This window comes from Streptomyces sp. NPDC025638, assembly GCF_055558775.1.
Map to the genome: position 1 here is coordinate 1 of NZ_JBVHLX010000003.1, position 13,569 is coordinate 13,569.

Sequence of the window (13,569 nt, forward strand, 5' to 3'; positions counted from 1 at the left end):
GACACCGACCGCGTTGTGGCGTTCCACTCCCCCACCACCACAGACCGCTCCACCACACCCAGCACATCAACCTCGCTGAGCCCAAGGCACGGGTCGGCAGCAACCTGCTCCAGGAAGCCCACGATGTGGCGGTGGGCCGCGCGGGCCCAGTCGGCGTCGTAGCGGTCGGAGTTGGCGTCCACGGTGACCCGTACTCCGGTCTCGATCGACCAGTCGCTCACGCGCACAGCGAACTCCGGGACCTGTCGAACCGGCAGGTGATCCACGACGCAGCTGCTGTCCCCGAAGCGGAGTTCCTCATCGATCGGCGTGATGCTCGCATACGGGACGACATCCGCACGCGATCCGGTCGTCCGGCTCATGAAGGACGCGACCGCCGCGACGATGAGGCTGGACCAGAGTGTCTCGCCTTGGGGTGTCGCCGTACGGAGCGTTGCCACCGTGGCCGACGGTACGAGGCCGGTCTCCCGCAGGACGGGGGTACCGGGCCGCGGGTCATGTGCGTGGGGCTCGGGGCCCCCGTGGAAGGTGCCCTGTTCCTTCGGGGTGCTCCACGAGGCGGGCGTCGGTGCGTTGGTGGGCTCCCGGCGAAGGAGGTCCGTGTAGGTCTCCGCGACTCGGCGCGCGATCAGCAAGCAGCCAGAGTCAGAGGAGTCCAGCAGCAGCTGGTTGTAGCAGTGAAACCAGATATGGCGTTCCTGGGAAATCTTGAAAAGGCCGAATGAGAAAAGCCGGTTGCCGGCGGGGTTCTTGACCTGCTGCAGTTCCGCCTGCATCAGCATCTCGGCGACGCCGCGCGGGTCGCTCTCGCCAGTGAGGTCGACGGCCTGGAGGTTCCAGTCGGGGACCGGACCGATGGCCTGCGTGACGACCTGCCTGAGCGCCAACTCGAAGGTTGCACTGTCGATCTCACCGAATATTTCGACGCGCTGACCGACATTGATGTGACCGGCGTGGCCGTTCATCGTTCCCCTTCAATAGAAGACAACCCACTACAGAAGACAACCCGCTACCAATTACTGCGGAATTCAGAATCGGACCATGACGTCATCCGGCTTTGGGCATGGGTGTGAACCGGCCGAAGAATACGGAGACGACTCTGTCTCCGCTCCTGTCGACTGCCCGGCCGTACAGCTCCACGCAGCTCGATACAGCTTTCCTACGGTCGATTACGCGGCATTCCTATGCCCGGATTTCCGGCTCGGAGTATCTGTGCTCCGGCGGCCCGCCGTGCCGGCTCTGGCGGGTGACACGCCTGGTCGGCACGGTGTCCAACTGGCCGGGTTCCACGCTTGGACGCGCCGGAGGCGTGCTGTGTGTTTCGGCCATCCTGCGTTCCACCCGGAGCACGAGTTCCGCCCACATCCCCGCGCATTCACTGGCCAGATCAGCCACGATCCCGCCGCAGTGCGACGGGACGTTGTCGATGATCTCTTGCCACTCCTCAGTGCTCATGGCATGGATGTTGAGCAGCCGCAGCAGCGCGCGACCGGTCTCGCTGAACCGCAGGGCCGGGTCCGCCTTGAGGCGTTCCACGGCCGCGGTGCGGTTCTGTACCGGCGTTCGGTCGGTCGGCGCGGGAGTCGCGGTGGTTGCGGTGGTTGCGGTGGTTGCGGTCGTTGTGCCGGGGGCGATCGGTGTGTTTGTGGATGCCTGTTCCGTGTTTCTTCTGCGGCTTGACATACGCAGCGGATCTTCGCCGCGGCTCATTCGGTTTCTGACATCCCGTGCGGTCTCCGGCGATATCGCGGCCGCGCGGGCGATCTGACGTAGCGACAGGCCTGGATCCTGGGCGATGAGTTCGCTGGCGAGCCTGCGCCCCTCGGTGCTGTTGAGTGGACGGACCCGGCCGTCCTTGCCGAGCCGGCCCGACTGTGCGTTCGGTCCGCCCGGTGATTTTCTGCGCAGCTCGGCGATGGTTCCGGGGGCGAGGCCGGTCACCGAGGCGATCATCCGGTCCGACCAGTGCGGGTGGGAGGTGACAATGCGACCGGCAGCGCGTTTTCGGTCCGTCATCGTCAGGGGGAGACCGTGTGCGATGTTGGATTCCACTGCCAGCACGAAGGCATCGGATTCGGTGCCGTCGAAGAATCGGACCGCGATCTTTTCCTGACCACGCCGTTCGGCGGCCCGCAACCGGTGCAGGCCGTCGATGACGCGCATCGTGGCCCGGTGCACGATGATCGGGGGCAGGGTCGTCTCTGCCACGACCAGTGCCTCCACATGCTCCGGGTCCGTTCCGCAGCTGCGAGGTGAGTAGGTCGTCGAGAGCGAGCGGATCTCCACCTCGACGACTGTGTTTTGATCGAATTGCGCGTGCTCAGGTTTCAACTGCAGCTCCCCGTTGCCCGTTCGGATTCATCCGCGCCCGTCCACGTCTCCACTGCGCCGGCAGGCGCAAATATGACGTGTACAAGACACATCAGCCCCGTCGTCGGCCGTGCTGAATCCGAAGGCTGCTGCTCAGCCCACTTGTTGGCACACATCTCCAATTACTTGATTTTTGTACCCCAGTCACAACTGGCCGGAGTACCCCCCTACCGCCCCTATCGGCTCTGGGGCGTTTCTGATCAATCGGGGCCTCCATTGAGCATGACGAGACGCACGATGAACGAGTGCCGCATGGGGCGCGACTACCGGGGTAGAGCCGGGCGTCCGCTCACCGTGCGTGATGGTGCCGCAGGCCCACGACCCCATTCGGATCGATGCAATCCGCTCATCAAACAGACCGACACCAACTGCATTTATGCAGCAGGCACATGTCGTATCCTTGTGGTAGTCGTCTATTCGCTGTGGCAGAATCGAGTCAGACATAGCCGAATCCGATAGCTGGCTTCGGTTCCGTGGATCGCTGTCCGACGATCAGGCGTCAGGGTGGTTACGACGGGGGACTCGTAAATGAGGATGGTTGAACGCGACAAACAATTAACAATCATGGAGGACATGCTTGACGCATGCATTGCGGGGCACGGCGGAGTGGTGTTTGTCAGCGGTCCGGCAACAAGCGGGAAGACGGCACTGCTGCACAGCTTCAGGGAGCGCGCCGCCGCTTCGGATGCGCTGTTCCTCCAGGCCACGGCCTCAAGTGCGGAACGTGATCTACCGCTGGGTGTAATGGAGCAACTGCTCCTCGGCGCAAATCTGCCGGCGACGGAGGACGCGCGCACGACCGAGTTGCTCGAACTGGCGGCAGGCGCTCCGCAGGCATCACCGGATGTCATTTCGCGGCTGTGCGGAATTCTTTTGGCGAAAGCCAAGAAAACTCCACTGGTACTGACCATTGATGACAGTCATCATGCTGATGGACAGTCCATGGAGTGCGTGCTTTATCTGGCACGGAGAATCGCGATCAGCCGGGTACTCGTGGTACTCGGAGAGAGCAACAGCGTGCCTTCCGGAAATCTTCACTCACGGGCCGAGCTGTTACGACTGCCCGGCTGTCGGAGCATCCGGCTGGATCTCCTCTCGTGGCGCGGAGTGACGGAGATGATCCAGTCCGCCCGGGACGAGTGGCCGGCCCGCTCGTTCCCCGGGGACTTCCACTGGAGGGACTTCCATCGGATCAGCGGCGGCAACCCGCTGCTGCTGCGGTCGCTGATCGACGACTACAGCACTGCGGCCGGGGCGGGCGCCGTCGAGCCGGTGCCGGGTGCCTTCTTCGAACAGGCCGTGACGACGTGCCTGTACCGCATCGACACATCGCTCAGGAACACCGCGTGCGCACTGGCGGTGCTGGGCCCGCACGCTTCGCCGGCCGAGCTTGCCGACGTACTCGGCATCGACTCGGACTCCGCCCAGCGCAACCTGGGCGCGCTCGCCGAGACGGGCCTGCTGCACTCCGGCTGGTTCCGGCACGAGGCGGCCCGCGACGCGGTGCTGCAGAGCATGGATGCCGATCAGCGCTCCCAGGTCGAGACGTGTGTGGCCCAGGTGCTCCACGACCACGGCAACGCGGCGACCGACGTGGCGCGTCATCTGATCGCCGCGGTCAAGCCCGGTGAGGCTCCGTGGCTGCTGCCCACCCTGCTGGAGGCGGCGGACCGGGCGCTGGCCGAGGACGATGTCGACCTGGCCCTCGACTGTCTGCGCGTGGCACGCGACATCTGCACCGACGAGCGAGACGCGCTGGCGATCAGAATCGGGCTGGCCCGGGCGGGCTGGCGGGTCAACCCGTCCGCCGCGGCCGCGCATCTGCCCGAACTCACCGCCGCCGCACTCACCGGCCGCCTCCCGGCCGGGCACACCCACGCCCTGATCGGCTACCTCCTCTGGTTCGGTCAGGTGGACGAGGCACTCGCGGTCTTCGACACCCTGGGCAGGCACGGCACCGCGCCGGCCGGACCGCCGGCGGAGCCATGGGAACCGCAGTCGTCCGACCGCGTCCGGCTCTGGATGGCCTACGGGTATCCGGGCCTGCGGGGCACCGTCCGCTCCGCCGTACCCGGGGGACCTCCGCAGGGCTCCGCACCGGCCCTGGCCCCGGCACAGAGCACGGTGCGACGAGTCGGGGATCTGCTCGGCTCGGTGTTCGGCCGCAGGGCGAGCGACGACGTGGTGGTCCGGACGGAGCAGATACTCCAGGGAGCCCGGCTGGACGACGACGTCCTGGCGTCCGTCCTGACGGCCCTGGGCTCGCTCGTGCTCGCCGACGGCCTGATCCGAGCGGCCTTCTGGTGCGACACGTTCCTGACGGAGGCCACGGAACGCCGAGTCCCCATGTGGCAGGCGCTGTTCGCGTCGGTCAAGGCCCTCATCGAGATCAGGCTGGGCAGACTGGAGGCGGCCGAGGAGGCGGCTCGTACCGCACTCACCCTGGTCTCCCCGGAGGCCTGGGGGGCGGCGGTCGCGCTGCCGGTCGCATCCTTCCTGCAGGCAAAGACGGCGCTGGGGCGACTCGACGAGGCGGCCGCGCAGCTCAGCATCCCCGTGCCCGAGGCCGCGTTCCAGACCCCGGCCGGGCTGCTCTATCTCCGGGCACGCGGTCAGTACCGCCTTGCGGCCGGACACCCCTACCCCGCGCTCGACGACTTCCATGCGTGCGGGGAGCTGATGTCCCGCTGGGATCTCGATCTGCCCGGGCTGGTGCCCTGGCGGACCGACGCGGCCGAGGTCTATCTGTCGCTGGGGGACGGCGGCCGTGCTCGTGCGCTGGCGCAGGAACAGCTCTCCCGAGTGGGCACCGGGCGCCCCTGGACGCGGGGCGTCTCCCTGCGCATGCTCGCCGCCACCGTCGAGCCGCCGCAGCGGCCGAACCTCCTCGGGGAGGCCGTGGAGATCCTCCGGGAGCGGGGGCACCGACTGGAGCTGGCCCGTGCGATGCACGATCTGGCCGGTGCCTACCGGGATCTCGGGGACGAAGGGGGATCGCGGACGCTGGCGCGCCAGGCGCAGCAGCTGACGCGCGAGTGCGGCATACAGCCGGCGGAACCGGAAGGTCCGGCGAACGGCGACCGGGCGGCGGCTTCCTTCGCCGACCGGACGTGGACACGCGGCGTCCACCCCGAGCTCGTCGGCCAACTCAGCGACGCCGAGCTCCGTGTGGCGAAGCTCGCCGCGCGCGGGCACACCAACCGGCAGATCGCGAGCAAGCTGTTCATCACGATGAGTACGGTCGAGCAGCATCTGACCCGCGTCTACCGCAAGCTCAGGGTCCGGCGCACCGACCTGGCAGCCCGATTGCAGTCGGAGGAGGCGGACGGCGCGCACTGGACCGGCGACGAGCGGCCGGGTGCCGGCGTCAGCGACGCCCGGGAACGCGTGCGCTGTTGAGCCCTCGCCACCAGGGTGCGGCGCGGCGGGAACTCCGCGCCGCACCTGCGGGCTCGCCGGGGCGTGCGTCACACCGGTCCTGTCCTGAGCCACTGTGTGAGCCTCCTGGTGCCGGGACGGGAGATCGACCGGAACCCCTTTCTACGGGGCGTCCGGTCACACCGCGGTCCGAAGCCGCCCTCGGGGCGGCTGAACGTGACCGGCGCGAGCAGGGAGGCGCGGCCCAGCCGGATGTTCCCGGCCCGGGCGTCGGGCCGGCGGGTATCGTCTGGAGGCGAAAAGGTCCAACACGACAACGCACGACATAGCGAAACGAGCGCTGTGACCGGTCTGTGACCAGGCGTTGGGCACTCTTCCCAGAGTGATCTGTCTCCACCGCCCCGTCCCACCGGTCGCGGCACGACTCGCCGGGGGTGGGCGATGAGAGTGCTGGTGGCCGAGGACCATGTCGAACTGGCCGATTCCGTGGCCAGGGTGCTGCGCCGCGAGGGCATGGCCGTGGACGTCGTCCACAACGGCATGGACGCGCTCGAACACACATCATTGATCGACTACGACGTCGTGATCCTCGACCGGGACCTGCCCAAGGTGCACGGCGACGAGGTCTGCAGCGCGCTCGTGCGGCAGCCACAGCATGCCCGGGTGCTGATGCTGACCGCGTCGAGCACGATCGCCGACCGGGTCGAGGGGCTCAGCATCGGCGCGGACGACTATCTTCCCAAGCCCTTCGCCTACGCCGAGTTGGTGGCGCGCATCCGTGCGATCGCCCGACGCCCGCACACGGCCCTGCCGACGGTCCTCGTCCGCGGCGAGCTCCGGCTCGATCCCGCCCAGCGGATCGCCACCCGGGCGGGCGGGCGGCTGCCGCTCAACCCCAAGGAGTTCGCCGTCCTGGAGTATCTGCTCGGCGCCGACGGCCGGGTCGTATCGGCGGAGGAACTGCTGGAACGGGTGTGGGACGAGGCGGCGGATCCGTTCACCACGACCGTCAAGGCCACGATCAACCGTCTGCGGTCGAAGCTGGGCGACCCGCCGTTGATCGAGACAGTTCCCAGGGGCGGCTACCGGATTTGAGGGGCCCATGCGTCTGTTAGTCCTGACCAGGTTGCCGCAGTCCGCGTATCGCCTCCTGGTCCCGAAGCGGATCCGGCTGCGTCTGACCCTGCTGTACGGGTTCCTCTTCGTCCTCTCGGGTGCGGTGCTGCTGCTGATCACCTATCTGCTCGTCAGCAACGCCACGAGCAGCTTCATCACGGTCGAGTCGAAGAGCGCCGGGCCGCAATCCCCCGGCAGCGACCCCGACAAGCCCTCTCCGGGACTGCCGCCGGACATCGGTGGCGTGGCCCGGCAGTTCGGCGAGCAGTCGGTCCGGCAGCACGGGGCGCAGATGCACGACCTGTTGGTCCAGTCGGGGATCGCGCTGGGCATCACCACGGTGATCTCTATCGCGCTCGGCTGGGCGGTGGCCGGGCGGGTGCTGCGCCCGCTGCGCACGATGACCTCCACCATCCGGCACATCTCCGCACGCAACGTGCACGAGCGGCTGGCCTTCGGCGGCCCGCGCGACGAGCTGACCGAACTCGCCGACACCGTCGACGGTTTGCTCGGCCGGCTGGAGACGGCGCTCGACTCCCACAAGCGTTTCGTCGCCAACGCGGCACACGAGTTGCGCACACCGCTCACGCTGGAGCATGCGCTGCTGGAGGAGTCGCTGATCGATCGCGACGCCACGTTGGATTCGTTCCGGGAGAACTTCGAGCGTCTCCTGACGATCAGCAAGCAGCAGGCACGCCTGCTGGAGTCACTGCTCACCCTGTCCAGCAGCGAGCGCGGCGTGGACCGCCAGGAGCGATTGGACCTGGCGGTACTCACCCGGCAGGTGGTGGACACCTTCCGTCCGGAGATCGAGCGGCGGGGGCTGCGGCTTGAGGCGTCGATCGAGTCGGCAGCCCTCACGGGGGACTCCGCGCTCGTCGAACGCCTGGTGGCCAACCTGTTGGACAACGCCGTGGACTACAACGTTCCAGGCGGGCTCCTGGAGTTGCGCACAGCCGTCGAGAACGGACGCGCGGTGGTGTCCGTCGCCAACACGGGTCAGGAGATCTCCCCCGAGCAGGTGGACCGGCTGTTCGAGCCGTTCCAGCGGCTGCACCGCACCGCGGGCGACGACCACCACGGTCTGGGCCTGTCGATCGTACGAGCCATCGCGGGCGCGCACGGCGCCACCCTCACCGCGCGCGCCCGCCCGGGAGGCGGTTTGTACGTGGTGGCCGCCTTCCCGCTGCGACGCGCGAGCGCGTCCCACGGTCCTCGCGGTCACCAGCCGCCGTATGTGCCGAACGCGCGCACCGGCGATTCACTCCTCGCACGCACGCCGGAGAGCGGCTGAGCACGTCACAGCGTCTGGGGCACGATCGCCACCGGGCAGTCCGCGTGGTGCAGCAGGGCGTGGCCCACCCGGCCGATCTGGAGACCGACACGGCCGTGCCTGCGCTCGGCGCCCACGATCACAAGGTCGGCGGCGGCCGAGCGGTTCACCAGGACCCGGTGAGCGGGTCCCTCGACCGTCACACTGCGCACCCTGACGTTCGGGTGATCGGCCATGGTGTCGTGCAGCAGCGCGTCCAGCAGGGCCGAGGCCCGCTGCTCGTGGTGCCGGGCGGGTTCCTCGGCGAGCGCGGCATGGTCGGCGCTCTCGTGTGCGGGGCAGCGCCAGGCGCGGACGACGTCCAGGGTGCATCCGCGTGCCTCGGCCTCGCGGAAGGCGAACCGCACGGCCTCCGCGCCGGTGGCCGGGTCCCCCGCGCCGAGCAGGATCCGCTCGTGGCTGCCGGCCAGGCCCGCCCTGTCGCCCCGGACCACGATCACCGGGCACTGCGCACGGGCCGCCACGGCCAGGCTGACCGAGCCGAGGAGCAGCCCCTTCAGTTCGCCGCGGCCGCGCGATCCGGTCACCAGGACGGAGGCGTTGTTGCCCTCGTGCAGCAGGGCGTCCACCGCGTCGTCGGGGAGGATGTCGCTGGTGGCCTTCACCTCCGGGTTGCGCCGTGCGGCCCGCTCCGCCGCCGAGGCGACGATGTGTTCGGCCAGCACGCGCCCGGAGGTACGTTCCAGGTTGTCCGACGGCGTGCCTGTCTCGTAGCGCTCCCAGCGGGAGGCATGGACCAGCCGCAGTGGAGCGTCGCGGCGGGCGGCCTCGTCCACCGCCCAGTCGACCGCCAGCAGGCTCCCGTCCGATCCGTCGACGCCTACGACCAGGGGAAACGTCATCGTCCCCACCGCCTTTCGTCGGACTGCCACGTCGTGCAGCAGGGGTCCGATTCCACGGTTGCACCTGGTGTCGGCCATGACGAGGGGCAGGCCGGCCCTTGCCTGGGACATTCGGCCCATGCCCGCACTCTGCTGTGCGGGGCGCACGTTCGCCTGGGACCGCCGCTCAGCAGTGCGCGGACATCCGGTGGTCGTTCTGTTCCGGCCGGTGCGGTGCCCGCGGCGTCGTGCCGGGCGGGCGGCGGCCGCGCAGACGGACGGTGAGCGCGTCGAACGCCGTGGTGAACACCGCGGTGAGGATCGCCGTCATGCCCACCGCCATGACCAGCAGCACCGAAAAGCGCTCCCAGAACTCCGGTGTGAGGCTCGTGCCCACTGTCCTCGCCCTCCCTCATCGGGGTCGTTTCCGTCACTCACAGCCAACTCCGTTGACGCGCGGGCCACATGAGCCGAGCGGTCCCGGACCGGGGCCCGGGACGTCCTTGCCGCGCAGGGCCGTACGGCCCTGTAAGCCACGCGGCCCGCAGGGAAAGGAGCAGCACAGGACTCATGACGCCCAGCCTTGATCTTTGAGGTGGGGACCGTTCGGCCCTGGTGGCGCGGTCGTTTCCGTGGTGTGCTGGAGGTGGCGGGAAGGACCCGACACAGACGCGGGGAAGCGGCCGGCGGCGGTCGCGCACCGCGCTATCAGGATCCGCGAGAAGCGGGTGAGTCCTTCCCGCCCTGTCATGCCCGGACCGTGCCCCCACGGGGCCGAACGGCCCGTTGCCGTGCCCGAGCGGCCCGTGGTGCCCGGGCCCCGCCCGGCAGACCCTGGAATCAGGGGGCGGACGGCATTCCGGAGGGGAACGGCAGGCCGTCGTACGACCGCCGTCCCGGCCCGGACCGCCCGGTCTGCGATCTGCGAAGTCGACACGAGCGACGAGGAGTTGTCGACCCCGCCCGACCCTCCGAGGAGGACACCATGTACGACAGCCCGCGCACCGTGAGCGATGTGATGACGCACACCGTCGTCGCCGTCGGCCGCGACGCCGCGTTCAAGGACGTCGTCGAGCTGATGGAGCAGTGGAAGGTCAGTGCCCTTCCCGTGCTGGAGGGCGAGGGCCGGGTGATCGGCGTCGTGTCCGAGGCCGATCTGCTCCCCAAGGAGGAGTTCCGGGACAGCGACCCGGACCGGTTCACCCAGCGGCAACGGCTGGCCGACCTGGCCAAGGCCGGCGGGCTGACCGCCGAGGAGCTGATGAGCGCACCGGCCGTGACCGTGCACGCCGACGCCACGCTGGCGGAGGCGGCGCGCATCATGGCCCAGCGCAAGGTCAAGCGGCTGCCCGTCATCAACGACATCGGCATGCTCGAAGGCGTGGTCAGCCGCGCCGACCTGCTCAAGGTGTTCCTGCGCAGCGACGAGGAACTCACCGAAGAGGTACGCCAGGAGGTCGTCGAGCGCCTGTTCCCCCTCTCCGCGGATCACATCCAGGTCGAGGTCAGCGAGGGTGTCGTGACCCTGACGGGGTGGGTCGACGGCACCGCCCTGGTCGGCGTGGCCGAGCGGCTGGCGCGTGCCGTGGAGGGCGTCGTCGACGTCCGCTGCCACCTCGTTCCGGCGTCCGTGCGAAGTGACCCACAGTGATGACATACGTCGACGAGTGACGGACTCGGACCTGGCCCGGCGGCGTCTCGACCCGGGCATCGAGGATCTGGCGGGCGTCGATGGGTGGGGCGGGTGCCGCCCGTGCCCTGTCGACCGTTCGACGCCGAGGTGCTCGGAGCCTACAGTCGGACGGAGGAGACCGGTGTCATGGTCCGATACGTGTACGACTTCGCCGAGGGCGGCCGTGACATGGCCGACCTGCTGGGCGGCAAGGGTGCGAACCTCGCCGAGATGACCCGGCTGGGGCTCCCGGTACCGCCTGGCTTCACCGTGACCACCGAGGCCTGCCGGGCCTTCCTGGCCAGCGGCGTCGAGCCGGAGGGCATGGCGGACGAGGTGTCCCGCCATCTGTCCGCCCTGGAGGCCGCCGCCGGGCGGTCGCTGGGGCAGCGGGACGATCCGCTGTTGCTGTCCGTGCGCTCCGGCGCACGCTTCTCCATGCCCGGAATGATGGAGACGGTCCTGGACATCGGCCTGAACGACGACTCCGTCCTGGGCCTGGCCAAGGCGTCGGGCAGTGATCGTTTCGCCTGGGACTCCTACCGGCGTCTCGTCCAGATGTTCGGCAGCACCGTGATGGGTGTCGACGCGGCCCGGTTCGAAGAGGCCATCACGCGGCTCAAGGAAGCCCGCGACGCCCCGGACGACGTCCATCTGGACGCGAGCGACCTCGCCTGGCTCGTGGAGGCGTACCAGCGCCTGGTCCGTGCGGAGACGGGGCGGGACTTCCCCCAGTCCCCCGTCGAACAGCTGCGCCTGGCGATCCTCGCGGTGTTCCGCTCCTGGAACGGCGAGCGCGCCCGGCTCTACCGGCGGCGTGAGCACATCCCCGACGACCTGGGCACCGCGGTCACCGTGCAGCGCATGGTGTTCGGCAACCTGGGCCCGGACTCGGGCAGCGGCGTCGCCTTCACCCGAGACCCGGCCACCGGGCGCCCCGGCCTGTACGGCGACTATCTGCCCGACGCCCAGGGCGAGGACGTGGTCGCCGGCATCCGCAACACCGTGACACTGGCCGAGCTGGAACGGCTCGACCCGCGCGCGTATCTGCAGCTGCGCGACCATATGCGGACCCTGGAGCGGCACTACCGGGACCTGTGCGACATCGAGTTCACGATCGAGCGCGGCCGGCTGTGGATGCTGCAGACCCGGGTCGGCAAACGCACCGCCGAGGCCTCGTTCGCCATCGCGGCCGAGCTGGTCGAGGAAGGTCTCATCACTCAGGACGAGGCACTCGACCGGGTGAGCGGCGAGGGGCTCGCGCGGCTGATGTTTCCCCGCTTCGACGCCGCCGCGACCGGCACCGCCCTCGCCCACGGCATCCCCGCCTCTCCGGGCGCGGCGGTCGGCGCGGCGGTCTTCGACTCCGCGGAGGCCGTACGGCGCGCGGCCGACGGCGAGCAGGTGGTTCTCGTACGCCAGGAGACGACCCCCGACGACCTGCCCGGCATGGTCGCCGCGCAGGCCGTGCTGACCAGCCGCGGCGGCAAGACCAGTCACGCGGCTGTCGTCGCCCGCGGCATGGGCAAGGTCTGTGTGTGCGGTGCTGAGGAACTCGCCGTGGACACCGGGGCACGGCGCTTCACCACCCGTGACGGCACGGTCGTCGAGGAGGGCACGGTCATCTCGGTGGACGGCTCCGCCGGTGCGGTGTACCCGGGTGCCGTCGCGCTGGTCACTTCCGCCGCGATGCGGTATCTGGAGACCGGCGAGCTGTCGGACGGCGTGGTCGCGGCGGTCGCCCGCGCTCTGGAACAGGCCGACGCGGTACGGCGGCTGGAGGTTCGGGCCAATGCCGACACCCCCGAGGACGCGGCACGCGCCCGCCGGTTCGGCGCGCAGGGCATCGGACTGTGCCGTACCGAGCACATGTTCCTCGGCGAGCGGCGCAAGCTGGTGGAGGAAATGATCCTCGCGCGCGACGCCGCCGGGCGCGAGCGGGCGCTTGCGGCTCTTCTGCCCCTTCAGCGGCAGGACTTCATCGGCATCCTGGCGGCGATGGACGGGCTGCCGGTCACCATCCGTCTGCTGGATCCGCCCCTGCACGAGTTCCTGCCCGACCGCACCGAACTCGCCGTCCGTATCGCCGCCGCCGAGGCCCGCGGCGATCAACCGGCCCTGCACGACAGGGAGTTGCTGGACGCGGTGAACCGTATGCACGAGGAGAACCCGATGCTCGGCCTGCGCGGGGTGCGTCTGGGTCTGGTGGTTCCCGGTCTGGTCGCCATGCAGGTGCGGGCGATCGCCGAGGCGGTCGTGGAACGCACCCGGGCCGGCGGCTCCCCGCGTGCGGAGATCATGGTGCCTCTGGTCGGGGCCGTCGAGGAACTCCGGCTCGCCCGCGCCGAGGTGGAGCGGGTGCTGGCCGAGGTCGCCGAGGAGTCCGGCGTGCCCGTCGCGTGCCCGATCGGCACCATGATCGAGCTGCCGCGGGCCGCGCTGACCGCGGGCCGGATCGCCGAGGCGGCGGAGTTCTTCTCCTTCGGCACGAACGATCTGACCCAGACCACCTGGGGCTTCTCCCGCGACGACGTCGAGGCGGCGTTCTTCTCCGCCTACCTCGACAAGGGCATCTTCGCCGCCTCTCCCTTCGAGACGATCGACCGCGACGGCGTGGGCCGGCTGGTCCGTATCGCCGCCGACGAGGGCCGGGCCGCCCGCCCCGGCCTGAAGATCGGCGTATGCGGCGAGCACGGCGGCGACCCCGACTCGGTGCGCTTCTTCCACACCGCGGGACTGGACTACGTCTCCTGCTCGCCGTTCCGGGTACCGGTGGCCCGTCTGGAGGCGGGCCGGGCCGCGCTGCCGGAGACCGGCGGCAGCGACAGCCGGTGACCGCGCCGTCAGCCGTGCGGCACGACGTGACGACGAGGACACGG

The 13,569-nt window shown here is 69.6% G+C and carries 9 protein-coding genes and 1 pseudogene; 6 read left to right on the forward strand and 4 right to left on the reverse strand.

What is annotated here, in order from left to right; all coding sequences use genetic code 11:
• The coding region (locus tag ACZ4EG_RS07980; RefSeq protein ID WP_467789994.1) for a condensation domain-containing protein at positions 1–965 on the reverse strand (965 nt) is incomplete at its 3' end.
• A 217-nt stretch (positions 966–1,182) separates the two neighbouring features.
• On the reverse strand, positions 1,183–2,331 hold the full coding sequence (locus ACZ4EG_RS07985; RefSeq protein ID WP_467789995.1) for a ParB/RepB/Spo0J family partition protein: 1,149 nt from the start codon (positions 2,329–2,331) through the stop codon (positions 1,183–1,185).
• A gap of 573 nt (positions 2,332–2,904) precedes the next feature.
• Between ACZ4EG_RS07985 and ACZ4EG_RS07990 the strand changes: the two are divergent.
• The 4 genes and pseudogenes from ACZ4EG_RS07990 to ACZ4EG_RS08005 all read left to right on the forward strand — a co-directional run.
• Positions 2,905–3,357: pseudogene (locus ACZ4EG_RS07990) on the forward strand (ATP-binding protein); the annotation flags it as partial.
• A gap of 129 nt (positions 3,358–3,486) precedes the next feature.
• A complete protein-coding gene (locus ACZ4EG_RS07995; protein WP_467790405.1) occupies positions 3,487–5,769 on the forward strand; it encodes a helix-turn-helix transcriptional regulator in 2,283 nt (760 codons plus the stop codon).
• A gap of 420 nt (positions 5,770–6,189) precedes the next feature.
• Positions 6,190–6,843: a response regulator transcription factor gene (locus tag ACZ4EG_RS08000; protein ID WP_467789996.1), complete on the forward strand. Its 654-nt coding sequence runs from the start codon at positions 6,190–6,192 to the stop codon at positions 6,841–6,843.
• Positions 6,844–6,850: 7 nt separating this feature from the next.
• Positions 6,851–8,158, forward strand: coding sequence for a sensor histidine kinase (locus ACZ4EG_RS08005; protein WP_467789997.1), 1,308 nt, complete (start codon positions 6,851–6,853; stop codon positions 8,156–8,158).
• A 5-nt stretch (positions 8,159–8,163) separates the two neighbouring features.
• On the opposite strand, the gene ACZ4EG_RS08010 is transcribed toward ACZ4EG_RS08005, so the two are convergent.
• The gene (locus tag ACZ4EG_RS08010; RefSeq protein ID WP_467789998.1) at positions 8,164–9,039 is read right to left on the reverse strand and encodes a universal stress protein; all 876 of its coding nucleotides are present in this window, start codon (positions 9,037–9,039) and stop codon (positions 8,164–8,166) included.
• A gap of 166 nt (positions 9,040–9,205) precedes the next feature.
• Complete coding sequence (locus ACZ4EG_RS08015; RefSeq protein WP_453546756.1) at positions 9,206–9,415, reverse strand: hypothetical protein; 210 nt, start codon at positions 9,413–9,415, stop codon at positions 9,206–9,208.
• Between the two features lie 588 nt (positions 9,416–10,003).
• Between ACZ4EG_RS08015 and ACZ4EG_RS08020 the strand changes: the two genes are divergently transcribed.
• Both ACZ4EG_RS08020 and ppdK read left to right on the forward strand, forming a co-directional pair.
• On the forward strand, positions 10,004–10,669 hold the full coding sequence (locus tag ACZ4EG_RS08020) for a CBS domain-containing protein (protein ID WP_453546754.1): 666 nt from the start codon (positions 10,004–10,006) through the stop codon (positions 10,667–10,669).
• A gap of 168 nt (positions 10,670–10,837) precedes the next feature.
• Positions 10,838–13,525: a pyruvate, phosphate dikinase gene (gene ppdK, locus ACZ4EG_RS08025; protein ID WP_467789999.1), complete on the forward strand. Its 2,688-nt coding sequence runs from the start codon at positions 10,838–10,840 to the stop codon at positions 13,523–13,525.
• The last annotated feature ends 44 nt before the right edge of the window (positions 13,526–13,569 follow it).